Raw genomic sequence first — 25,191 nt, forward strand, 5'->3', positions numbered from 1 at the left:
TCGTATGAATGCTCCCGTTACCGGTATTTTGAATATTGAACAAATACGGGAGCAATTTCCAGTGCTTCACCAACAGGTAAATGGTAAGCCACTGGTTTATTTTGATAATGCAGCAACCAGTCAGAAACCACTGGGCGTAATTAACGCGTTAGTTGATTACTACAAAGGCTACAATGCCAACATACATCGCGGCATTCATACCCTGGCAGAAAAAGCCACCAAAGCTTTTGAAGATACCCGGCATTCGGCCAAAGCTTTTATCAATGCAGCTTCTGAGCAAGAAGTTATTTTCGTTCGCGGTGTTACGGAAGCGATAAACCTGGTTGCATCTACATACGGCAGGGCTTTTATTAAGGCTGGAGATGAAGTCATTATATCCGGCCTGGAGCATCACTCGAACATCGTTCCGTGGCAAATGCTGTGTGAAGAAAAGCAGGCTATACTAAAAGTCATTCCCGTTCTTGAAAACGGAGAACTGGATTTGGATTTGTTTAAAAAACTCCTGTCTGAAAAAACTAAAATTGTATCTGTCAACCATGCTTCCAATAGTCTGGGTACGATCAATCCCATTAAAGAAATCATTGATGCTGCTCACGAAGCAGGTGCCGTTGTATTGATTGATGGCGCACAAGCAGGTGCACACCTGGAAATTGACGTTCAGGAATTGAACTGCGATTTCTATTGCCTCTCTGCCCATAAAATGTATGGTCCGACAGGTGCAGGTATATTGTACGGCAAAAAAGAATTGCTCAAAAAAATGCCACCGTATCAGGGAGGCGGAGAGATGATCAAGGAGGTAACGTTTGAAAAAACAACCTACAACGATCTGCCATACAAATTTGAGGCGGGTACCCCTAACATTGCTGATGTGATAGCCTTAAACTTTGCCATCCAATTCATCAATCAGCTTGGAAAAAAGAACATAGGCGCTTATGAGCACGAGCTACTCACCTACGCTACCGAAAAAGTGTCAGCGCTTAAAGACGTTAAACTAATTGGCACCGCAAAAAGCAAAGTGAGCGTACTGTCCTTTACGGTTGATGGCATTCATCCCTTCGACATCGGACAGATGCTTGATGCGCGAGGTGTGGCTGTTCGCACAGGGCACCATTGTACGCAACCGCTAATGGATCACTTTGGCATTGAAGGAACCGTACGTGCCTCATTTGCTGTTTACAATACAAAGCAGGAGATTGATAGTTTAGTGGAGGGACTTGATAGAATTATTAACTTCATGTCAGCAAAATAGTTCTAACCATGAAAAACGAAGAAAAAATTATTGAGTTACTGGCAGAAATGGTTCGTGGGCAAGATCGGCTTGTCGGAGAAGTTTCCGAAATGAAAGATCAAATCAAGCAGATGAATACCGAGCTAATAAAGCAAGGATTGCAAACCGCAGAGAATTCACGCGCAATTCTTAAACTGGCAGATGAAATCAGGCTTGTTGCTGAACACGAAAAAAGAATTTCAAAGCTGGAATTAACAGTCTTTAAGTAATGCAGTCCATCAATACCATTCAAGATGAAATTATCAGCGAGTTTTCGTTGCTGGATGGTGATATGGAAATGACCGTATTCTATATCATGGAACTCGGACAAAAACTCCCGGACATGAAGGAAGCGGACAAGACTGAAGAAAATATTGTTAAGGGATGCCAATCGAAAGTATGGCTTACGGCAAACCTCGATCAGGATAAAATCTATTTCTCAGCAGAGAGCAATACCGCCATAACGAAAGGACTGGTAAGTTTGCTGGTAAGAATTTTCAACGGTCAGACACCCGATGCCATTTTAAATGCCGACTTATACTTTATGAATAAAATCGGGATGGAACGGTTTATTGGCACCCAGCGTTCAAATGGCTTTGCGGCCATGATCAAGCAAATGAAACTGTATGCCCTGGCCTTTAAAACTAAACAGGAAGTTCGCTCATGAGTGAATCACAAACCGATAAAGAAAACGCAACGGTAGAAATACCCGATTTGAAGTCGAAGATTGTAAGTGCCATCAAATCGGTATACGACCCGGAAATACCCGTAGATGTATACGAGTTGGGATTGATTTATGAGATCAATGTATACCCGATTAACAACGTGTACATTTTAATGACACTGACCTCACCGTCATGCCCTTCGGCTGAAGTGTTGCCGGGTGAAGTGGAGCAAAAGGTAAAAGCCATTGAAGGAATTAATGATGTAAAAGTTGAGATCACCTTCGATCCACCCTATTCGCAAGATATGATGAGCGAAGCAGCCAAATTGGAACTAGGCTTTATGTAACTATGTTGAATCAGTAAATTATCAATCATATACATCCATAACTAATATAAAATATGTATCCCGAACCACTTGTAGCCCCCATGCGGGCTGATTTAACCACAGCCGGATTTACGGAATTCAAAACCGCTGAGGACGTAGACAATCACTTAAAAAACCATAAAGGAACAACGTTGTTGGTGATCAACAGCGTATGTGGTTGCGCAGCTGGTGCAGCCCGTCCTGGTGTTCGTTGGGCCATTGAGCAAACCACCAAAAAGCCAGATACGTTAGCTACGGTTTTTGCAGGTGTGGATAAAGAAGCTGTAGCAAAGGCACGCGAGTATACGCTACCTTATCCACCATCATCTCCTTCCATTGCCTTATTTAAGGACGGTGAACTGGTTCACTTCATCGAACGCCATCACATTGAAGGGCGTAACGCGCAAATGATCGGCAATCATTTGCTGGAAGTGTTTGAAGAGTACTGCTAATCGTTAGAAATATTTGCAGAAAGAAAGGTGACCTTATCCGTCACCTTTTTTTATGGATTGAGCCACCTGAAGCTCAGTCATTTTTGATAAGGTCTTGGCAGGTTGAATCATCGCAGTTTCCTTTCCTGCATAACTTGTAAGTGAAAAGATCGAAGTAGCCTTAAGGGATTGAACCTGATCTGCGGTGAGCTGACTTTCTCCACAGATTATGTAAACGGGCTTACCTAATTTTTTCGCTGCTCCTACAACACCATGAACAAGTTTGCCCTGCAAGGTTTGATTGTCGAGTTTTCCCTCTCCTGTAATCACTACATCCGCCCAGGCAACGGCTTCATTAAAGTTGGTAATCTCAAAGATAACATCCGTTCCACGTTTTAACTCCGCACCCATAAAGGCATGAAGTCCACCGGCAAACCCACCACCTGCTCCGGATCCATAAACGTGTTGCAGATCTATTCCTTGGTCACGAAGCACGAGATCGGCCACATGCTGCAAACCGGCATCCAGCACCTGAACCGCAGCTTCATCTGCGCCCTTTTGTGGCGCATAAGTAACCGCTGCACCCTCACGTCCATAAAACGGATTATCAACATCACAGATAGCAGTAATACGTTTGTCTTCCAGTAAATCCAAAACCGACTGACGTTCAATGTTGCAGATACGCTTTAGCGATTCACCAACTGGAAAAATCAAATCACCAGATTGGTCGGTGATTTTCGCACCCAGGGCTACCAATGCGCCAAGCGCGGCATCATTTGTTGCACTGCCACCTATGCTGAGTAGAATATGACTGGCCCCTCTCCTCACTGCATCCGCAATTAATTCGCCTGTTCCGAAAGTGGTGGTCCGCAACGGATTCCGCTCTTCTGCGCGCAACAAACCTAATCCACTTGCATTAGCCATCTCAACAAAAGCCAATGCACCATCAGCTGACAGGCCATAACCCGATTTTATTTTTCGCATCAACGGATCGTGTACCTCTAGTTCAATAAGCCGCCCATTTTTGTGTCGAAGAAAAATATCCAGTGTACCTTCTCCGCCATCGGCTAGTGGGAATTTCCGTGTAGTAAAATTCAATCCGGTATTCGACAATCCCTGATCAATTGCATCGCAAACCTGGGCTGCGGAAAGGGTTCCTTTAAATTTATCAGGAGCGATGAGGATATTCATTACGCAATTGCTAAGATTTAACTATGCTCCATAATCAGTCTAGTCTCCTCCAAATCAAGCTCGTATTCGATTTTTCGTAAAACTTCCTCACTGATTTTTCCCTCCTTACGTAAAGTCGAAACCATTCCTCTTTCGGTCGCAATTAACTCACGCTGAATGTTTAAAAATGCATGTAATGTTTCGTCATCAATCTTTCTTTGGCTCTGGTCTTTTCGGATGCGCTGAATTCGGATTTCGTACTTGCTCTTTATAATGGGTAGCAGGTCATCACCAATCAGAGAATAATTCTCTTCAATATGTTCAATCAAGCCAGATGCAATCCGGAGCCTGGCTTCTTCCTCATCTTTTACTACCTGATTATCGGGTTTGAGTCCCAACCACTTAATTAAAGGTCGCAGGGTTAATCCTTGCACAACCAATGTGGCGAAGATGACACTGAACGTTAAAAAGATAATCAACTCGCGGTTTGGAAACGGTGAATCATTGGCAATGGTTAACGGCAGCGCCATCGCAGCAGCAAGCGATACCACACCGCGTATTCCTGACCATGCGACAATGGTTACCGTGCGAAGGTTCGTGGTCGTTTCCTTTTTACGAATTTCTTTACTCAACCACCGTGGCACATAAGCACCAGGGTAAACCCAAATGATCCTGATAAGAATAACTGCACCACTTATGATCAATCCATAGCGAATCAATTCACCTAGTGAAAATTTCTGTATGGCATCCAACACATACGGCAATTGAAGTCCTATTAAGATGAAGATGATGCCGTTCATGATAAACACTACCGTATCCCAGGTGGCGATGGTCTGAATCCGCGCCTTCTGTGAAAGAAACTCATTGGCTTTCCTACTCAATAATAATCCGCATGCCACAACTGCCAACACAGCGGATAACCCCAAATGATCGGCAACCAAATAACAGACATAGGGCGTAATAAAAGTCAGGGTTGTATCGGTGGTGGCATTATCGGGGGTTATCTGGTGGATCCACTTAAATACATACGCGATGCCCACGCCAAGCAAAATTCCGCCCCCAGCTACCACAAAGAATTGCAGGGTGGCATCACCCAAACTAAATGCACCGGTTACCACGGCAGCCACCGCAAACCTGTAGGCAATTAACCCGGTAGAATCATTCACCAGGCTTTCACCTTGAATTACTGTTATCACGCGCTTGGGCACATTCAACCCCTGGGTCGCAGCCGTTGCCGCCAAAGTATCCGTGGGCGAGATAATCGCGCCAAGCACAAACGCTTCCGGCCAACCTATTCCCGGAATGAAGGCTTGCGCTACCCAGGCGATGGCACAGGTAGTAAAAATCACGCAGCCAATAGCCAGTAAGGAGATCGGTCTCCTTGCTGCTTTGAAGTCGGGCCAGGAAGTGTACCACGCATCGGCATATAGCATGGGTGGCAGAAAAAGTAGAAAAATTATATCCGGATCCAGATCCAGCCTGGGTAAGCCGGGAACAAAACCAATGGCAAGACCAGCCAAAACCAATAAAATCGGGTACGGAATCCGTACCTTATCGGTTATTTCAGCTAAAGCTGTAACAACTGCCAGCAGGATTATGACTATCTCTATAACATGCATATGTGATCTTATATTTTTGAACTTACTTCCGCCATATCGCCCGGCATTGTATCTTTAATCTTGTAATTAAAACTAAAAAGACTCTAACCCCCAACTTGCATGCGAATAGTTTTTACCCTTGTTGCCGCGTGTGCCCTTCTTTCCACTTCTGTTCAAGGACAGGTTGACCCCTTGTATTCACAATACCTGAATAACCCGTTCCTGATCAACCCTGCTTACGGTGGTATGAACAAATCTATGAACCTGATGGTTGGCTACCGGAAACAATGGGCCGGGTTTGATGGAAGCCCAACCACTATTTCTGCAACCGGACATACCAGTTTGTTTGATAACCGTATGGGGGCCGGTTTGATTATCTCACAAGATAAAGTTGGGGAAAACACAAATACGTTTGTTCAGGCTACGTACTCATACAAAGTTCGCTTTGATGATTACCGGTATATATCCTTTGGTCTGCAGGCCGGCTTTATGAATTTCAGAAGCGATAACAGCGAGTTGAATATCGCAGACCCCGGTGATCCGGCATTCACAAATTTAAATACCATTAAGCCATCCTTTGGAGCCGGTGCCATTTTCCGGACGGATAAATTATTCCTTGGGTTATCTGTCCCTCGAATTCTGAACGTGGAGGAAACCTTTGAAGAGGTAACCACTTCGTTATACACGCAACACTTTTACGGATTCGCCTCCTATGTTTTCCTGCTCTCTGACAGAGTAAAATTAAAACCAGCAGTTTTACTGCGAGCCGTGAGCGGTTCCCCGCTCTCCACAGATCTTAATTTTCAATTTAACATTGATGAACGCTATGCCGTTGGCGTGCTCACCCGAAATTTCAATACCTACGGGTTTTTAGCCCAAATGAAAATCAATGAGCTGAGGTTTGGCTATGTGTTTGAAATGCCTACCAACAATTCGGTGGGTACACGTTTCACCTCACATGAAATAACGTTGGGCTTAAACCTGGGCGTATTTAATTTCCACGACCTGACACAGATCAGCGATTTCTAATATCAGAAAGAAAGGCGAGATACAAATTCCTGAAGTTCTTCCTTCAGGCTTCTTGGGTTATTTATATCGAGTTGCTTATTGATTGAATCATTTGCTTTAATCACAAGCTGATTTAATTTCATGTGTTGATTAATCAGGATAAATTCCAGCTCCGGCATAAGTTGCTTCAACTCATCAACAATGTCCATTACTTTTAATGTACGCTCAACGAGGTTGTAAGTCCCCCCTGCCAGATTTTTAGTCAGCACATTGGCAAGCGCACGTGCAATCAAATCAATATGAATAAAGGTTCGTGCTTGTTCGCCATCACCATGTATGGTAATGCGCTTTTCAAAGTTTGCTTCAAATACAAATTTATTGATGACCGCATCAAAGCGCATACTCGGACTATAGCCATACACATTACCGCAACGGAAGATGTAGGTATCCATTTTGGGTAGTAAGCGCCTCACGTGCTCTTCTCCCCTGAGCTTTGAAATGGCATAAAAGGTCTTTGGATTTGGTGCAGATTGTTCATCCAGCGCCTGCTCAGATGAACCATACACCCCAACACTGCTGGCGTAGATAAATTTCTTCACCTTGCTTTCTTCAACGGCATACACCAACTCGGCAGTGCCCCAATGGTTGATCTGCTCATACAAATGTGCATCCGCATTGGCAAACGGTGTGGTTACACGCGCGGCCAGGTGATACACCACATCAATATCTTTTAATGCTTTTTTAAGATTGCGTGAATCCAACAACTCACCTTTGATGAATTGAACTTTCTCCTGACCCTGAAATTTCGAACCCAGAAACAGGTTATAGTTTTGTCGGCTAAGATTATCGTAGACAACGATTTTATCTACAGCCTTATCCTGTGCAAGAATGCGGGTAAGTTCCGTTCCGATATATCCTGCTCCACCAGTTATCAGTATATTCATCTTATGGGTAGTTCTCTCTAATTTTATTTCGATACCAACTCGGTGTGTAATCCACACTCCACTTTCTTCAATCCGTACCAACGTGCTTCACGTTCTTGCATGGCAGGATCGAGCCTGCGGGTACAGGGTTCACAGCCAATGCTTACATAACCTTTCTCTTCCAACGGATGCTTGGGTAACTTAAACTCTTTCTGATATTCCCATATCATTTTGGCAGACCAATCCAGCATGGGATGAAAACGGATGGCACCATGAGGAGCCGGTTGCTCTATTTTCATGGCCGCACGTACAGCACTTTGGTCGGCACGAACACCATTGATCCACACATCATGGGTACGCAGTACCCCATCCATCGGTTGGGTTTTGTTTAAGTAGCAACAATGATCCGGATCGGAGGCAAACAGCAGCCTGCCTTCACTGTCGCGTTGCATGTATTTGGGTACCTCCGACTGCAGGTCGATGGTATTGAGTCCGAACAGTTCGGTAACCTCATCCCGAAAGCGGATAGTCTCCGGAAAGTGATAACCGGTGTTGATGAAGTAAACCGGAATGGACTGATCAATCCGGCTCAGGATATGAAGCAACACCAGGCTGTGCGATTGAAACGAGGAACTGGTAAAGACCTTCTTGTTTTCAGCTTTATATTGCTCAATTTTCGCTTTGATTCCGTTAAAATCCATAGAGATTCAAAGAAAACAAAAACGCAGGACAATATCCGGGGTTCGAGTAAAATATCAGTTATGCAACCGTTTGTTACCTGAAGGCCAATAGAAATAAGTATTTTCGTGCGGATCAGGTAAATCAAGAACCTTTTACATTAATCCGTGTTTATCAATTGTTCAAATGAAGGTAAAAGTATCGCGTAAGGAGCACTTCAACGCAGCCCACCGGCTGTTTAACCCTGCCTGGAGTGATGAGGAGAATGCCCGCGTTTTCGGCAAATGCAGCAACCCGAACTACCATGGTCATAATTACGAGATAATAGTCACGCTAACCGGAACACCTGACCCGGAAACGGGTTATGTATTCGATATGAAGGTGTTGAGCGACCTGATTCGTGAGCACGTTACTTCAAAATTTGACCACAAAAACCTTAACTTAGATACCGAATATTTTAAAAGCCTTAATCCCACGGCTGAAAACATCGCTGTTGTCATCTGGAAGATTTTGCGTGATAAGATAGACTCGTCCCTTGATTTAAAAATTACCCTGTATGAGACAGAAAGAAATTATGTTGAATATCCGGCCTCTTAACGATGCGGATGAGTTGGGCGATGACCACGCTGCATCCTCATACAACACGCCACTCCGCCCCGATGCCTTTGAGCTGGATGATGACGAAAAGATTGTGCGCATTGAAAAGCACTTTCGTGAAATCATGACCATACTTGGGCTCGACCTGACAGACGACAGCCTGAACGGAACGCCCAAGCGTGTAGCCAAGATGTACGTGAAGGAAGTGTTCAGCGGTCTGAATCCCAAAAACAGGCCGCATGCACGATTGTTTGAAAATAAGTACAAGTATGACCAGATGCTGGTTGAGAAGGATATTACGTTCTACTCCCATTGCGAGCACCACTTCGTGCCCATTTTTGGCAAAGCACATGTGGCCTATTTTTCCAGCGGGAAGGTAATTGGCTTATCCAAAATCAATCGCATTGTTCAGTATTTTTCCAAGCGACCGCAGGTGCAGGAACGGTTGACCGTACAAATCGCGAAAGAACTTCAACGTGTATTGCATACCGATGATGTGGCAGTAGTGATTGATGCCACTCACTTGTGTGTAGCTTCGCGTGGTGTGGGTGACACCAACAGCAAAACCGGAACGGCACATTTTTCAGGAAAATTTAATGATGAGAATATCAAGCGTGAGTTCCTGAATTATATCAACGCAAAATAATTTTCCTTAGTGATCTAAAAATAAAACCGACATTTCAGTCGGTTTTTTTTATGCGACCATTTTATAACTCAAAACCATAGTATTGGATGAGATTGCTTCGTCAGCCTACTCACTTCCCTCCCTATTCCTCGCAATGACATGGTTAAATTTTCTGATTCAATAATTAATCAGATCAGAAGAAATAAAATCAAAAAGAAGAATAGTTGAATAAAGTAATAACCCAACGCAATTCTGTTTTCGGTTTTAACTTTAAACAGATACAGAATTGAAAACATGATCATGGAGGTAATAAACCAGCCGATGTAGTTCTGTAAGGGAACAGTATACTTACTCCACGTCCAGAAATCATATTTCATCGCTACCGGTTCAATCAACATATCGATAAGCACAGCCAGTACAGAACCGGAAACCACTTTAAGCCAGGTTGGAATTTTTATCGCTTCCATCAGGGAGGCAATACAATATACAATCAATAACCAGTTTAATCCGATGATTACAGGCACACCCATCAGTTTCGGTCCAAGGGTGGCTCCATAACGATATTCTCCAAAGATGATACCCGTATGCACCCCCACCAGTTCAACCATAAATCCAAACGAAAATATGAGTGCTGATGCCCACACAAACCGGGTCGACCGATCGGAATGATTTAAGCTCAACAATAACGCGCTCACCATCAGGTTAACGGGTGTTAACAGTCTGAAAATTTCCTGATACGGTGAAAGCAACCCAACAATGCCTACCACATGCATCAACACGAGTATTGAAAGCGAATACGATTGAACTATTTGGTGCAGACCCTGGTAAACCCGTGCTATCATGTTTTATAAAACAACCCTTAGCGCAAAGTGTTTTCGATATGATTGGCCACAATTCGGGCCGATTGCAGGCAAAGCGGAATGCCTCCCCCCGGATGTACACTGCCACCACAGAAGTAGAGGTTCTTTATGACGGAATCATTAGGGTGGCGTAAAAAGGCAGCATACCGACTATTGGAACTGGTTCCGTAAAGCGAACCCTGAAACGATTGTGTTCTGGATTGAATCAACCTCGGATCCAGTATGGATTCAGTTTCGATTAATGAATTGACATCCGCATTCAGCATACGGCTAAGTTTTCGCTTTATATTCACGCGGGCCTCGCTGATCAGGCTATCCCAATCCTGACCTTCATCAGGCGGAACATTGATCATCACAAACCAGTTTTCGCAACCTTCAGGCGCATCCGTCTTTACATATTTGGAAGTTATGTTGATGTAAACCGTTGGGTCTTCCGAAATGGTTTTCTCTTTAAAAATGGTATCAAACTCTTTACGGTAATCTGCGCTGAAGAAAATATTATGCAAATCGAGTTGAGGAAATGTATGTTTAATTCCCCAATAAAATATCAGCGCTGAACTTGAACGCTCCTGCCTGAGTTTACGCTCGGGTGCAGGTTGGGTTGGTAATAGTTTCCGATAGGTGTAGTACACATCCATATTGCTTACCACCAAATCGGCTTGTATTATTTCATCAGTGGTTCGGACACCATAAACCTGATTCTCTTTTACCAGTATCTCCTCAACCGGTGTATGGTATTGAATCGTTACGCCTTGATCAGTGGCCAATTTTACCAACGCATTCGTGATGGCATGCATGCCACCTTCGGGCAAAAACGTACCCACGTTAAATTCAAGATTCGGAATGGTGCTTAGAATACCCGGTGCCCGATACGGATCGGAGCCATTGTAGGTAGCATATCGATTGAATAACTGAATCAGTTTGGGGTGCGCCAGCCTGGCTTCATTAAATCCATTCAGCGTTTGAAACAACCCCATTCGGGGGATGTAGGTCAGGGCTTTCATAACCGGTTTGGAAAGCCACGTTGCTAACCGGTTAAGCGGTTGCTCCAGAAAAATCCTGCCGGTAGTTTCGTAAAGCCTGGCCGAATCATTCAAGTACCGGACTACCAAATCCTTTGAAACACCAAGCTTCTTTTCTACCTCATAGGCGAAGTTTGAAGCATCCGCGTATCCACATAGAAAGGTTCCGTCATCATAGAAATAGTGACATGCCACATCCAGCTTTTGGTACGTGTAGTAATCGCGTGGATCTTTTTTACAGAACCGAAATACATCATCCAGAAAATCCGGCATGGTAAACAAAGAAGGACCGGCATCAAACCGGTATCCGGATTGCTCAAAAGCCGTTAGCTTACCTCCGGGGTAAGCGTTGGCTTCCAACACCTGTACATCCAACCCCAAAGCCTTTAACCGGTTGGCTGTTGCTAATCCTGCCACGCCTGCGCCAATAACAACTACTTTCATGCCGCTACATGAACAGGCAGTGAATTATAATTGTTTAACAGGTGGATTTTAGTCGTTTCAAACCCCTCAAAACCGTACTAAAAACCAAATAATTTGTAGTTTAGCACTCTTAAATTTGATACCTATGGTTTTTGATTTAGACATGATTAAGGCCGTTTACAAGGCAATGCCCGGCCGCATCGCCAAAGCCCGTAAAGCTGTTGGAAAACCCCTCACCCTTTCTGAAAAAATCCTTTACAGTCACCTGCACGATGATCAGCCAGTTGAAAACTTTCAACGCGGTAAATCATATGTGAATTTCTCACCCGATCGGGTGGCTATGCAGGATGCTACCGCGCAAATGGCCCTGCTTCAATTCATGTCGGCCGGAATACCCAAGGTACGCGTGCCTTCAACGGTTCATTGCGATCACCTAATCTTAGCCAAGAATGGCGCAGCACAGGATTTAAAAGAATCATTAACCGCCAGCGGTGAAGTGTTTAACTTCCTCGAATCGGTTTCCAATAAATTCGGCATTGGCTTTTGGAAGCCCGGTGCCGGTATCATCCACCAGGTGGTGCTTGAAAACTACGGCTTCCCTGGAGGCATGATGATCGGTACCGACTCACACACGGTAAATGCCGGTGGACTGGGCATGGTAGCGATTGGTGTAGGTGGAGCAGATGCCGTAGATGTGATGGCCGGAATGCCGTGGGAATTAAAGTGGCCCAAGCTGATCGGTGTAAAACTTACCGGCAAGCTTAGTGGCTGGACCTCCGCGAAAGATGTGATCTTGAAAGTTGCGGGTATCCTAACCGTTAAAGGTGGTACCGGAGCGATTGTAGAATATTTCGGACCGGGTGCTCTTACTTTATCGTGTACAGGTAAAGGTACCATCTGTAACATGGGCGCTGAGATTGGTGCTACCACATCAACCTTTGGGTATGATGAGAAGATGGCCGAATACCTGCGCGGAACCGGTCGCAAAGAAGTGGCCGACCTGGCCAACTCGGTTAAGGAACATTTAACCGGTGATGCAGAAGTTTATGCCAATCCCGAAAAATATTTTGATCAGGTAATTGAAATTGATCTTTCAACATTAGAGCCACATGTAAACGGACCGTTTACACCAGACCGCGCCATTCCGATTTCAAAATTCGCTGAAGAAGTAAAGAAAAACGGCTGGCCACAGGAACTGGAAGTTGGTTTGATCGGCTCCTGTACCAACTCTTCGTATGAAGACATTACCCGATCAGCGTCACTTGCAAAACAAGCTGTTGATAAAAAACTAAAAGCTAAAGCAGAGTTCACCATTACCCCAGGTTCGGAACAAGTGCGCTACACAGTAGAACGCGATGGGTACCTGGGTGTATTTGAGAAAATGGGCGGTGTGGTATTGGCCAATGCATGCGGACCGTGTATCGGTCAGTGGGCACGCCATACCAACGATCCGAACAGAAAGAATTCAATTATCACTTCTTTCAACCGGAACTTTGCCAAGCGTAACGATGGTAATCCGAATACGCATGCGTTTGTTGCGTCTCCGGAAATTACTACCGCGTTTGCCATTGCCGGTGATCTTACATTCAATCCGCTCACCGACACGCTCACCAACGAAGAAGGACAGCAGGTTAAATTGGATGAACCCAAAGGCGTTGAGTTTCCACCACAAGGTTTTGATGTGGAAGATGCCGGCTACATTGAACCGGCTAAAGACGGCAGCAAGGTTGAAGTACGGATTGCCAAAGATTCAACCCGCTTGCAGGCCCTGTCACCATTCAAGGCTTGGGATGGCAAGAATCTAACCGGCATGAAGTTGTTGATCAAGGCAAAAGGAAAGTGTACCACCGATCATATCTCGATGGCTGGTCCATGGTTGCGTTTCCGTGGTCACCTGGATAACATCGCCAACAACACGCTTACCGGTGCAGTAAACTACTTCAACGAGAAAACCGATAACGTTAAAAATCAACTTACCGGTGAATACGGTCCGGTACCTGCTACCCAGCGCGCCTATAAAGCCGCAGGCGTACCAACTATTGTGGTGGGTGATCATAATTATGGTGAAGGTTCATCACGTGAGCATGCCGCCATGCAGCCACGCCACCTTGGCATTCGAGTAATCCTGGTAAAATCCTTTGCCCGTATCCACGAGACCAATTTGAAGAAGCAAGGCATGTTGGCTGTAACGTTTGCCAACGAAGCAGACTACGACAAGATTCAGGAAGACGACACCATTGATATTGTTGACCTGACTTCATTTGCTCCTGACAAGCAGTTAACACTGGTATTGAAACACAAAGACGGAAGCAGTGATACCATTAAGGTAAATCACACCTACAATGCCGGACAAATTGAATGGTTCAAGGCTGGTTCAGCGCTTAACCTGATGGCTAAGCAGATCAGCGCGAAGAAAGCAAGCGCTAAACCTGCTGCGAAGAAAGCTTCAGCTAAAAAATCACCAGCTAAAGCAAAACCAACTGCAACCCAAAAGAAAGCCGCCAGGAAAGTGAAGAAGGCGGCAACGAAAAAGAAAGCCACTAAAAAAGTTGCTGCGAAGAAAAAGGTAACTAAAAAGGCCACCACCAAGAAGAAGGTCACTAAAAAGGTGACTCCTAAAAAGAAGGTCGCGAAAAAAGCTTCTAAAAAAGTGGTAAGAAAAGGCGCGAAGAAAGTTGCCAAAAAAGTGACCAGGAAAGCAGCCAAGAAAAAGAGCGGCAGCAAAGCAAAAAGAAGACGCTAGTTTTTTTTAATTCAATACGAAGGGATCAGATAAGCTTACATACGATAAGTAATCTGATCCCTTCATAAATTTCAAAACCATGAAACAGCAGATCGTCACCCCTTCCCGCTCACTCTCCAAGGAAACCGAGGACCTATTGAATAACCAAATTGTCCTGGAAGGCAAATCATCAGCCGCCTACCTGTCGATGGCTTCCTGGTGTGAGACAAAAGGTTATGAAACATCAGCCCAGTTTCTGTACAAACATTCCGAAGAAGAACGCATGCACATGCTCAAGCTGATCCATTATGTAAACACAGCAGGTGGTCATGCACTACAACCGGAAATCACCGGCATCAAACACACCTTCAAATCACTTCGTGAAGTTTTTGAAACCGTGTTGAATCATGAACTGGATGTAACCCGCTCCATCAACAGCATTGTGGATCATTGCTTTCAATCAAAAGACTTCGCCACCTTTAACTTTTTACAATGGTATGTGATGGAGCAACGCGAAGAAGAAACCATTGCCCGCAGGGCCGTTGAACTGTTTGACCTGATTGGTGAAGAAGGTGTTGGGTTGTGGATGATTGATCAGGAGATCGGAAAGTTGGAGGCGTTTGCAACGAAGGTGGGATGATTTGTTTCCTTATTTAAACTTAAGGGAGCACAACAATTCTTTCCTTCATTTTTTAAAACTTTAGTGGTTGTTGCTCCGTTTAGCACACGGCTTTCTCAAGTGTCCAGAATTGAACAAGTACCCTTTTATGGTCAATTTTCCTCTTTCATTTTCTAATCGAATTCTAATAACCTATCTCAAATTTTTCTTTAGCTTGGTGTATTATTAACCAAATAAAAACTCTATGCTAAAATTTTACTTGAGGAATTTTCTCCTCGGTATGCTGCTTATTGCATCCGGGGAAATTATGGCACAGGGGTTCACGGCCAGCGGGTCTGTAAAGGATGCCCGCACCGGTGATTCCATGCCTGGTGTAAACGTTACTGTTAAGGGTACCACACTTGGAACAGTTACTGATGCCGAAGGGAATTTCTCCCTTCAGGTGAATGCTGAAACTGCAACATTGGTTTTCTCCTTCATCGGGTACCGTACAATGGAAACGGGTGTGAGTGCATCTAACTCCAGTGTTACTGTTAACCTGGAGGAAGATTACACAAGTTTGGAGGAGGTCGTAATTACAGGTTTGGCCTCATCCATTAAGCGTTCCAACCTGGCCAATGCCGTTACAACTGTGTCAGCAAAGGATATTACCGGAACAACACAAATCCAAACAGCTGACGGAGCGCTTTATGGCAGAATTGCGGGAGCTAACATCAGAATGAATTCTGGCGCACCGGGGGGAGGTCTCTCCATTCAATTGCGTGGTCTATCAAGCATTAATACTGCACCAGTACCACTAATAATCGTTGATGGTGTTTATTTCAATAACTCATTTCAACGTACTGGAAGAGCTACCGTTACGGGAGCGGGTGCTTCCAATCAGGATGATGGTGCAAATAGACTTGCCGATCTTAACCCCAACGACATTGAGAGCATGGAAATTCTGAAAGGTCCTTCCGCTGCTGCTATCTATGGAACAAGGGCAAATGCGGGGGTTATTGTTATCACAACCAAAAAAGGACAAGCCGGTAAAACGGTTATTAGCTTTGGTCAAGATATTGGAATTGGAACCCCCTTGAAACTCTTGGGAGTTGACGATTGGAGTGAGGATAAAATTAATTTCTTCTTCCCCGCTGCACGTAGACCTTTAGAGTTGCAACGTTACAATGATGCGGTTGCATCTGGTACCTTTGTTGATTATGAAGATTTCTTCTATAATAATACAGCTTTACTAAGCAACACGCGTTTAAGTTTAAGAGGTGGAGATGAAAAAACAAAGTTCTTTATTTCAGGCTCATTAACTGATGAAGAGGGTATTGTTAGAAGAACAGGCTTTCAAAGACAATCTATACGTGCAAATATTGATCACAAACTGACTAAAAATATTAATTTATCAGTTAACTCTAACTATATCCGCACTGATACAGACAGAGGATTTACCGGTAACCAGAATAATTCCGGTGCCAGTATAGGTTATAATATTGCTTATGTTCCAAATTATTTTGATCTCAGACCGGTTGAAGGTGTTTATCCGGATAACCCTTACTTTGCTGAAAACCCAGTAGCTGTTACCGATAAGGCAATCAATAATTCCTTGGTAAATCGTTTTGTCCAGTCTTTTTCTTTAGATGCTAATTTACTAAACACAGCTACTTCGCAATTAAAGCTTCGAGTAAATGGAGGATTGGATTATCTGCAAAACTCTACAATTATCTACTTACCAGATGATCTGCAGTTTCAACGTGGACAGGCAAATCCAGGCGATGTATTAATTGGACGGCAAGAAAGTTTGAATACCAACTTCCAAACTGCTTTGGTCTATAATTGGAATCTAAGCCGCATTAATATGAATACCCAAGCTGGGTTTGCTCGATTGGATTTCAGAAACGAGTCTATATTTAATCGTGGCAGAGGCCTTGCTCCGGGACAAAGCAACCTGAAGCAGGCAACGGTACAGGAAATTGAATCTCAATTTGCAAGTACCCAACAAGATGTTGGTATATTTTTTCAGCAGGAATTAAACTTTGAAGACAAAATCATAGGAACGGTTGGTGTACGCTGGGATAAATCAAATACCAACGGTGATGCTAATAAATTCTTTGCTTTTCCTAAAGCATCACTTGCTGTAAACGTGGCCAACTTCGATTTCTGGACAGTAGATGCTGTATCTTCTCTTAAACCACGCGTTGCATATGGTCAGACAGCAGGTCCGGTTCCGTTTGGGGCTACCTTTACTCCTCTTGGCGGAACGAATATTGGAGGCGGTTTGGGATCGGTAGTTGGAACATCAATCGGAAACCTTCAGATTGTACCTGAAAGAGCAGAAGAAATAGAATTCGGTATTGATGCTGGTTTTCTAAATAATAGAATTTCTTTAGAAGCAACGTATTATATCAAAAACACAATTGACAATCTCCAACTTCTAAACCTTTCACCTTCTACTGGAGTTACATCAACACTTAGCAACGAAGCCGAACTTCAAAATAAAGGTATAGAGCTTGGTATTTCAGGAAACGTGCTTGATAATTCGAACATCAGGTGGTTCTCAAGATTGCTGTGGTGGAAGAATGAAGTAGAAACCACCAGGCTAGGAATACCTTCGTATCTAACTGGTGCATTTGGTACTGGACTTGGAACATTCCTTGTTCAGGAAGGGATATCCCCAACTACCATTGTTGGAACACCAGCCATATCACCAGGTGTATTTACGGTATGGGGCGATGCTCAACCAGATTGGACCTCATCGTGGTATAACTCATTAACGCTTTTCAAAAACTTCGAACTTAACTTCCTGATGGAGTATAGAAAAGGTGGAGACAACATAAACTTGTCAAGCTTCCTCACAGATGGTGGCGGAACAACCAACGGATGGTTTGATGATGATGACGGTGATGGAACACCCAATGGACGCCAAAGACCTCCTGCACCGTACAATAACGCAGGTCGTTGGGTACAGGATGCCACTTTCTTGAAGGTAAGAGAAATTGGATTGTACTACAATGTGCCCGCTGAAGTAACCTCAAAATGGTTCGGAAATGTAATTCAACGTGCCCGTGTAGGATTCTCAGGTAATAACCTGTTTATGATAACGGATTATGAAGGGTATGATCCAGAGACATCAACATTTGGTGCACAGCCTTTGGCTAACAACGTTGACATTGCTCCATATCCTACTACAAGGCGCTTATTTTTCCATATACAAATTGATTTTTAATTCACATGCATATGAACAATTTAAAAAAATATCTTTTTGGATTATTGGCATTTGCAGCAGCTTGTAACCCCTTTCAGGTTGATGAGTTGATTGACCCCAATAACCCCAACGTGAGCAGCGTTGCCAATAACGCGTCACGTAGGCAAATTCAGTTTTTGGTTACGGGGCTGGAATCACGGCACCGTGGATACGTAACCAATATTTCGCAAGCATGGAATACCTTTGGTCGCGAAGTATGGTATTTGAATGGCTCAGATCCACGTTTCCAAACAGACTGGTTAGGCCAAGCTGGTCGTGTGCCGGATGCCGCATACTTTGGATTTGGCACTACAGGTGGTGGTTCTTACGCTGTTCCGTACCAGGCAATCAAGCAAGCGGATGTTTTGATTGATGCAGCACAAAATACGATTTTTCTCAATGAACAGGAGAAGAAAGCTGTGTCAGGATTTGCCAAAACCATTAAGGCGTATCAATTTATGATTCCTGCTAATTGGCTCTACCAAAATGGTATACGCATAGATGTTAAGGATCCGTTTAACCCGGGACCATTTGTATCCTATGATCAGGCGCTGACCTTTATCAATACCTTGTTGACTGAAGGCTATGCCGATCTTAATGCAGCTGGTACTACATTACCTTTTACATTAACTTCCGGTTGGGCCGGATTCAACACCATTGATGGCTTAAAGCAGGTTAACCGGGCAATTGCTGCACGCCTTGCTGTTTACAGAGAAGACTGGCAAGGTGCACTTGATGCCTTGGATGATTCGTTTATGGATCTGGATGGAAACTTGCAAGCTGGACCTGCCCATACCTATGGCGCACCTCCGGATGCATTTAATCCGTTGTTCTACGTTCTGGATGCCAACATCAACACCATCATTGTTGTTCATCCATCCATGATTGATGACGCCACACCAGGCGACTTACGCGTTGAGAATAAGTTCTTTGAACGGACTACTCCCGTGACGATCACAACGGATGCTACTCCCCTTGTTGGTACGCATCAGGATAAGCGCTGGGCAAGCAATACAGCAGCTATACCGTTTATCAGAAATGAGGAACTCATTTTGATAAAAGCTGAAGCCCACGCTCAATTGAACCAGCCTACACTGGCTGTTGAGGCCATTGACATTATCCGTGACGCAGCTGATATTGGTCCATATGGTGGAGGCACCTCATTAGATGAATTGATTGATGAAATTCTCTATCAGCGTAGATACTCACTGTGGGCAGAGCCTTGGGGACATCGTTGGATCGATGCCAGACGATACGACAAACTTGATGAAATCCCAACCAGCTATGACCTGGGAACAATTTTTACACAGTTTCCTGTTCCACAAGCTGAATTGAATTGGGATACCTATACCGGTAACTAAAACAACAAAGGGCTTTAATAAAAATAGGTCACCGACAGGTGGCCTATTTTTTTACATAGAGTTCTTGAACGACTTGCCGCAACTCATTCAACATCATTGCCGTAGCACCCCACACCACCTCCCCTTCTATTTCAAAGTGTGGCGCCAGCATTTTGTAGCGGCCGGCTGCCATAATTTCTTTTATTAAGATGGCATCGTCTTGAACAATGTGTGCGATGCTTCCATGCAGTACGCGTGCGACTTCATGCTGATCCGGAATCCATTCGGGCTTTCCTTCTGCCACACCAATAACAGGCGTAACCATAAAATTGCTGGGTACTACAAAAAAATCACTCAACGTGCCCAACACTTTTACACGTGAAGGATGAATACCAATCTCCTCTTGTGCTTCGCGCAAGGCGGTGTCAAATACGGTCTCTCCGGCTTCGGCTTTGCCACCCGGCAAACTCACCTGACCGCTGTGTGCACCCAAATAATCGGGGCGTTTAATTAACGGGAAATAGATTTCGTTTGATTCGGGGTACAGCAGTATTAAAACACTGCCGGGCTTGGGGGGTACTTTGTGTTCGAACTTGGGAAGAACGGTGCCAACCGGTGTTGCACGCAACACCTCATGCGCTTTCGCCCCCGGCAATTCGTGTTTCAATCGCTCCTGCAACTTCTCTACCAACTCCAGCAAATTCATTTCTTACAGCAGTTTACGCTTGCGCATCATTTTCGAAAATAGTCCGGGTGCCAGTCGTTTTAATAATATAGCCGACTTCTCAGGTCTACCCGCGAGAATGATTTCATCCTTATTCTTTTCAATGGCTTTTAGTATTTCTTCAGCTACATAATCGGGGTCGAGGCCTTTGGCAATTTTATCATTATCCTGGTTGATGGCCACGCCATCTTTATTCAGCGAGTTCTTCGCTACGTTGGTGCGTACAAATCCCGGACAAACCAACAACACGTTTACGCCATCCGCAGCCACCTCCAGCCGCAGGGTATCATAAAATCCCTGCAACGCATGTTTGCTCGCATTGTAGGCCGCTTGTTTCTGCACCACCATCTTACCCAACACACTTGAGATCACCACAATGTGTCCGCGTTTGCTTTCCAACATCTTTGGCAGTACAGCTTTTGTAAGCGCAATGCCTCCAAAAAAATTCACGTTGAAAATTTTATGAATCACCTCCAGCGACAAGTCTTTTATTTTCGTCCAGTGGCTAACGCCAGCGTTGTTGATCAGAATATCTACCTGGCCAAACTGATCGTATACGGCTTTGGCTTGTGCCGGAATGGTTTCTGTATCCGAAACATCAAGCGGTAAAATCAACACCTTTTCATCCGGTATGTTGCACGCTGCTTTTACACGCTGCAACTCCTCTACCCTTCTGGCCGACAAGACAAGCTTTGCCCCTTGCCTGGCAAACGCATACGCCAACGACTCACCGATACCCGATGAGGCACCGGTTATCCAAACAACTTTATCCTGAAAAAACATTTCGCAAGTTACAACTTCCAGCCCGCCCGATACTCGCGCTTCACAAACTGATTGGCTTCCTCAAAGTTGGTGATCTTCATGTTCACACCATCCCACAACAGTTTAATGTCTCTACCCGGATAGGTGAATTGATTCGGATTATCTTTTCTTGGAATGCGGATATCATGACTGCGAATGGCCAGGTTGCCCATCAATACCATTTCGGTAAGCGGTCCTGCTATTTCAAACGGAGAACTTAACTCGGTTTTGCCATACCCGGCCAAACAACCTTCAACCCAGTTGGCATAATGCCCACGGTCACCATTCGGTACACGCTTTAAGGTTTGCGGAACATTTACTTCCTCCGTTCTTGAGGTAGGCAGTAACTTGGGCAGTATGCCGTACGTGCCGCACATCATCTTACCTTTTGTGCCGATAAACAACGCGCCATTGCCGCCATCACCGAATTGTTCATTCGGGCCCAACTCTTCCGGGCGCTCCGGCTGGATGCCTCCATCCATCCAATGCACTTTTACTTTCGGTTTGGTTCCACGCTCAGGGAAGGTCATCACAATGTGTGACGAAGGCGGGCAACTCTCCGGGAAATATCCCCTGCGGAATTCATCCACATACACGCTGCCCACGCTGGCCTGTACATCAATCGGGTAACCTAATTCCAGCACACGGAAGGGCGGCTCGACAATGTGACACGCCATATCGCCCAGGGCACCGGTACCGTAATCCCACCAGCCGCGCCAGTTAAAGGGCACCAGCTTTTCAATGTAATCTTTATAGGGTGCGGTGCCGAGCCACAGATCCCAATCGAGTTCTTTGGGCACTTCTGCCTTTTGTGCCGGCCAGGGAATGCCTTGCGGCCACACGGGGCGGTTCGTCCAGCAATACACGGTGTGCACCTCGCCAATCAGTCCGGCCTGGTACCATTCCACCAACTGACGCACGCCATCACCCGATGCGCCCTGGTTGCCCATTTGGGTTACTACCCTGTATTTCTTCGCAGCCTCGGTGAGCATGCGCGCTTCATAAATATCGTGGGTTAACGGCTTTTGCACGTACACGTGCTTGCCCAACTGCATGGCCGCCATGGCCTGCACGGCATGGTTATGATCGGGTGTGGAAACCGAAACGGCATCAATGCTTTTATGCTCCTTATCGAGCATCTCGCGGAAATCCTTGTAGTATTTGGCTTTTGGGAAATTCTTGATGGCATTGGCCGCCCTGCGGTCATCCACATCGCACAAAAAGGAGATCACGGCCTTGTTGGTACCAAAAATTCCATTGATATCGCCACCGCCCTGGCCACCTACGCCTATACCCGCTACCGACAGGGTATCGCTGGGAGCTAAAAATCCTTTGCCGCCCAGCACGTGGCGGGGCACTATGGTAAACGCTGCGGCCGCAAGGCCTGCCTGCTGAATAAACTTTCTGCGTGAGGTTTTAAACGAAGTCATGAAGCTATGATTAAGGTTAACGCTTTAAAGTACAGTTTTCCATTAAAAGAAAAAAGCAACCTTTTATGGGTTGCTCTCATTATCGTTAATGAATTTATTCATACCGCAACGACTTCACCGGGTCGCTGGTAGCGGCTTTGATGGACTGATAGCTCACCGTAATCCACGCAATTAAAATGGCTACCATGCCTGCTCCACCAAATATCCAAACACCCATTTGTATGCGGTAGGCAAAATTCTGCAGCCACCAATGTTCCATTACATACCAGGCCACCGGTACGGCCAATACAAAAGCCAGGGCCACCATTTTGGTAAAATCTCTAGAGAGTAAAACAACAATGCTGCTTACGGATGCACCCAACACTTTGCGCACACCAATTTCTTTTATGCGCAGCGTGGTGATGTAGGCAGATAACGCAAACAAGCCGATACACGCCACAAAAATGGCAAGACCTGAAAAGACAGCAAACAACCTGCCCGTGCGTTGCTCGGCTGTATACAACTGGTTCAGGCTTTCATCGAGAAATAAATACTTGAACGGTTCCTGTGGGGCAATCTCTTTCCACTTCGTTTCCACAGCCTGAATGGCTGATGCCAATTGGTTTGGTTTTATCCGGGCCACGTAATACTGATTGCCGCCATTGAACAACTCGTTGCTTTGAATCACCAAAGGCGTAACCTGATCGCGCAGGGAGTTGAAGTTAAAATCCTTCACCACACCGATAACCCGAAACGGAACCGCCACAATGCTGTCCTGCTGTTGCTGCATGTCTACCAGTTTCCCTCCAATGGGGTCTTCCAGCCCCATGGTTTTAACAGCCGTTTCATTTAAGATCACCGAAAGCGAATCGTTCGTATCTTCAGAAAACAATCTCCCTTCCACTAACTCGAACCCAAGCGTTTCACTCAACCCATCTGAAACCACCATGGATTTGGTGGTGAGAATTTCCGATGAGCCTTCCGGCTGAAACTGAACGCCAAAGAAATTATCCTCCCGCCCGGGTATGGCAAACGCACCGGCAGCGGATTGTACTTCGGGTAATCTTCGCAATTCGTCAATCAGGGTTTTGCCTTGCTGGGGTTGCAGGCTGAAGCCGCGCTCCACCACCAGCAGTTGTTCCTTATCAAAGCCGAGTGATTTCTCCTGCATGAACTTCATCTGGTCGCCAATTACCCACGTGCCGATCATGAGCACGATCGAAATCCAGAATTGAAAAACTACCAACCCGTTTCGTATCCATTTGCCTTTCTGACTACCCGTGAACTTGCCCTTCATTACCGTTACCGGGTTGAATGAGGATAACACAAAAGCCGGATACAACCCCGCCAACAATCCAACAATGGCCGTTAACAGGAACAACATACCCACGGTGGTTGGCTCAAGCGAGAAACTCAGGTCAATACCAATAAGGTTGTTGAAAAACGGCAGAAAGAAGGTCATGAGCACAATGGCTAACAACACGCCAATGGCGCTCAGCACAAATGCTTCCGTTAAAAACTGCGACATCAATTGTTGCCGCAACGATCCCATTACCTTTCGCACCCCTACTTCGCGCGAACGCTCAGCCGAACGGGCGGTTGAGAGGTTCATAAAATTGATGCAGGCAATAACCAGAATGAGTATGGCCACCGCAATCATGATGTACACCGAGTTGATGTTGCCGCTGGGCTTCATTTGTGCCTCGAGGTAAACGGGATCAAGGTGAATGGAAGAAAGCGGTTGAAGATAATAGCGGTAACCATTGCCTTCGCGTTTGTAATCTTCCCACGACTTACCCAACTCGCGCTCAATCTGCGCGGCCGCGTACGTGTCAACCAACCCGGAGAATTTTTCTTCAAAAGCCCGCGTATCGGTTCCTGCTCGTAATTTAAAATACGTGTAGTTCGAAAAGCTGGTGAAATTTTCTTGTCGCGTAAACGGAAATGTAGAAGCCGACAAGATGGCACTGAACTTAAAATGTGTGTTTTCCGGAATATCGGACACCACTCCCACAACTTTAAACTCGCCTTGCGGGCCGGGACCCCGGATGGTTTTATTGATGGGATCAACTTCCCCAAAATAGCGTTTAGCCAATTCTTCGGTAATTACCATTTCATTTGGCGATAGCAGCGCACGCTCGGGATTACCTTTTACAAACGAAAAACTGAATACATCGAAAAACGAACTATCGACTATCAGCACGCTTTCTTCATCAAACTGAATCAACTCTTCCTGCTCATTGGTGAATGAGAAGGCTACATCGGTAAACCGGAAAGCCTGCGTGGATGCTTCCACCTCGGCAAACTCACGCCTGGCAACATCTTCATACGAAGCCGGGATGATGGCATAGAACGTAGAATGATTGGGATACTTGCGCTCCAGCACCATGCGGTAAATGCGATCGTGATCGGCAAAATTTTTATCGTATGAAAATTCATGGCGGATGAACAACACAATGAGCAGGCAACTGGCTACGCCTACGGCCAACCCCATTACGTTGATAAAGGAATAAATCTTTTGTCGCAGTAAATTGCGCATGGCGATTTTCAGGTTGTTCTTGAACATGTGGGCTGAGGTCTAAATCATAATTATTAAGTCACCTTACCAAAGCTTAACCACAGAGTGCACAAAGGAGACACAAAGCGCACAAAGAAGTTTCCGGAGATAACAAAACTTTGTGCCCTTTGTGTAAACCTTTGAGAGCCTGCCCGG

General features: G+C 45.2%; 22 protein-coding genes. 12 read left to right on the forward strand and 10 right to left on the reverse strand.

The features are described 5' to 3' along the window. Positions 1–4 precede the first annotated feature (4 nt). Genes QY309_08670 through QY309_08690 form a run of 5 tightly spaced genes read left to right on the forward strand, consistent with a single transcriptional unit; the run spans position 5 to position 2,748 of the window. A complete protein-coding gene (locus QY309_08670) occupies positions 5–1,249 on the forward strand; it encodes a cysteine desulfurase (GenBank protein WKZ61554.1) in 1,245 nt (414 codons plus the stop codon). 8 nt (positions 1,250–1,257) lie between these two features. Further along, entirely contained in the window at positions 1,258–1,497 is a 240-nt protein-coding gene (locus tag QY309_08675; protein ID WKZ61555.1) for a hypothetical protein, read from the forward strand. Beyond that, positions 1,497–1,934, forward strand: coding sequence for a SufE family protein (locus tag QY309_08680; protein WKZ61556.1), 438 nt, complete (start codon positions 1,497–1,499; stop codon positions 1,932–1,934). The genes QY309_08675 and QY309_08680 overlap by 1 nt, the downstream gene beginning before the upstream one ends. Continuing rightward, positions 1,931–2,278 (forward strand): SUF system Fe-S cluster assembly protein, encoded by a 348-nt coding sequence (locus QY309_08685; protein ID WKZ61557.1) that lies wholly within the window; start codon positions 1,931–1,933, stop codon positions 2,276–2,278. The genes QY309_08680 and QY309_08685 overlap by 4 nt, the downstream gene beginning before the upstream one ends. Positions 2,279–2,331: 53 nt before the next feature. Then, positions 2,332–2,748, forward strand: a complete 417-nt coding sequence (locus QY309_08690; protein WKZ61558.1) for a BrxA/BrxB family bacilliredoxin — start codon at positions 2,332–2,334, stop codon at positions 2,746–2,748. 33 nt (positions 2,749–2,781) lie between these two features. Here QY309_08690 and QY309_08695 read toward each other — a convergent pair whose 3' ends face one another. Together QY309_08695 and QY309_08700 are read right to left on the reverse strand one after the other, a co-directional pair. Further along, positions 2,782–3,918, reverse strand: coding sequence for a glycerate kinase (locus QY309_08695; protein ID WKZ61559.1), 1,137 nt, complete (start codon positions 3,916–3,918; stop codon positions 2,782–2,784). Positions 3,919–3,935: 17 nt separating this feature from the next. Beyond that, entirely contained in the window at positions 3,936–5,516 is a 1,581-nt protein-coding gene (locus tag QY309_08700; protein WKZ61560.1) for a Na+/H+ antiporter, read from the reverse strand. 99 nt (positions 5,517–5,615) lie between these two features. Here QY309_08700 and QY309_08705 point away from each other — a divergent pair, with 99 nt between their 5' ends. Next, positions 5,616–6,524 carry a type IX secretion system membrane protein PorP/SprF gene (locus QY309_08705; protein WKZ61561.1) on the forward strand — a complete coding sequence of 303 codons (909 nt, stop codon included), beginning with the start codon at positions 5,616–5,618 and terminating at the stop codon, positions 6,522–6,524. Between the two features lie 2 nt (positions 6,525–6,526). Here the strand turns inward: QY309_08705 and QY309_08710 are convergent, their stop codons facing one another. Beyond that, entirely contained in the window at positions 6,527–7,447 is a 921-nt protein-coding gene (locus QY309_08710) for an NAD-dependent epimerase/dehydratase (protein ID WKZ61562.1), read from the reverse strand. Positions 7,448–7,470: 23 nt separating this feature from the next. Beyond that, the gene (locus QY309_08715) at positions 7,471–8,127 is read right to left on the reverse strand and encodes a phosphoadenylyl-sulfate reductase (protein ID WKZ61563.1); all 657 of its coding nucleotides are present in this window, start codon (positions 8,125–8,127) and stop codon (positions 7,471–7,473) included. A gap of 163 nt (positions 8,128–8,290) precedes the next feature. Between QY309_08715 and QY309_08720 the strand changes: the two genes are divergently transcribed. Together QY309_08720 and folE are read left to right on the forward strand one after the other, a co-directional pair. Next, positions 8,291–8,701: a 6-carboxytetrahydropterin synthase gene (locus tag QY309_08720; GenBank protein WKZ61564.1), complete on the forward strand. Its 411-nt coding sequence runs from the start codon at positions 8,291–8,293 to the stop codon at positions 8,699–8,701. Then, the gene (gene folE, locus QY309_08725) at positions 8,661–9,347 is read left to right on the forward strand and encodes a GTP cyclohydrolase I FolE (GenBank protein WKZ61565.1); all 687 of its coding nucleotides are present in this window, start codon (positions 8,661–8,663) and stop codon (positions 9,345–9,347) included. The genes QY309_08720 and folE overlap by 41 nt, the downstream gene beginning before the upstream one ends. A gap of 167 nt (positions 9,348–9,514) precedes the next feature. On the opposite strand, the gene QY309_08730 is transcribed toward folE, so the two are convergent. Continuing rightward, positions 9,515–10,168, reverse strand: a complete 654-nt coding sequence (locus tag QY309_08730; GenBank protein WKZ61566.1) for a carotenoid biosynthesis protein — start codon at positions 10,166–10,168, stop codon at positions 9,515–9,517. A gap of 17 nt (positions 10,169–10,185) precedes the next feature. Further along, positions 10,186–11,652 (reverse strand): phytoene desaturase family protein, encoded by a 1,467-nt coding sequence (gene crtI / locus QY309_08735; GenBank protein WKZ61567.1) that lies wholly within the window; start codon positions 11,650–11,652, stop codon positions 10,186–10,188. A 124-nt stretch (positions 11,653–11,776) separates the two neighbouring features. Here crtI and QY309_08740 point away from each other — a divergent pair, with 124 nt between their 5' ends. The 4 genes from QY309_08740 to QY309_08755 all read left to right on the forward strand — a co-directional run bounded on the left by QY309_08740 (position 11,777) and on the right by QY309_08755 (position 19,565). Further along, a complete protein-coding gene (locus tag QY309_08740; protein ID WKZ61568.1) occupies positions 11,777–14,374 on the forward strand; it encodes an aconitate hydratase in 2,598 nt (865 codons plus the stop codon). 79 nt (positions 14,375–14,453) lie between these two features. After that, a complete protein-coding gene (locus tag QY309_08745) occupies positions 14,454–14,993 on the forward strand; it encodes a ferritin (protein ID WKZ61569.1) in 540 nt (179 codons plus the stop codon). Positions 14,994–15,216: 223 nt separating this feature from the next. Next, entirely contained in the window at positions 15,217–18,186 is a 2,970-nt protein-coding gene (locus QY309_08750; GenBank protein WKZ61570.1) for a SusC/RagA family TonB-linked outer membrane protein, read from the forward strand. Positions 18,187–18,197: 11 nt separating this feature from the next. After that, complete coding sequence (locus QY309_08755) at positions 18,198–19,565, forward strand: RagB/SusD family nutrient uptake outer membrane protein (protein ID WKZ61571.1); 1,368 nt, start codon at positions 18,198–18,200, stop codon at positions 19,563–19,565. Positions 19,566–19,608: 43 nt separating this feature from the next. Here the strand turns inward: QY309_08755 and QY309_08760 are convergent, their stop codons facing one another. The 4 genes from QY309_08760 to QY309_08775 all read right to left on the reverse strand — a co-directional run bounded on the left by QY309_08760 (position 19,609) and on the right by QY309_08775 (position 25,044). Next, positions 19,609–20,250 carry a CoA pyrophosphatase gene (locus QY309_08760; protein WKZ61572.1) on the reverse strand — a complete coding sequence of 214 codons (642 nt, stop codon included), beginning with the start codon at positions 20,248–20,250 and terminating at the stop codon, positions 19,609–19,611. A gap of 3 nt (positions 20,251–20,253) precedes the next feature. Beyond that, complete coding sequence (locus tag QY309_08765) at positions 20,254–21,051, reverse strand: SDR family oxidoreductase (protein ID WKZ61573.1); 798 nt, start codon at positions 21,049–21,051, stop codon at positions 20,254–20,256. A gap of 8 nt (positions 21,052–21,059) precedes the next feature. Continuing rightward, complete coding sequence (locus QY309_08770; protein WKZ61574.1) at positions 21,060–22,499, reverse strand: Gfo/Idh/MocA family oxidoreductase; 1,440 nt, start codon at positions 22,497–22,499, stop codon at positions 21,060–21,062. Between the two features lie 94 nt (positions 22,500–22,593). Next, positions 22,594–25,044 carry an ABC transporter permease gene (locus QY309_08775; protein WKZ61575.1) on the reverse strand — a complete coding sequence of 817 codons (2,451 nt, stop codon included), beginning with the start codon at positions 25,042–25,044 and terminating at the stop codon, positions 22,594–22,596. Positions 25,045–25,191 lie beyond the last annotated feature (147 nt).

This window comes from Cyclobacteriaceae bacterium (assembly GCA_030584025.1).
Classification (GTDB): Bacteria; Bacteroidota; Bacteroidia; order Cytophagales; family Cyclobacteriaceae; genus UBA2336.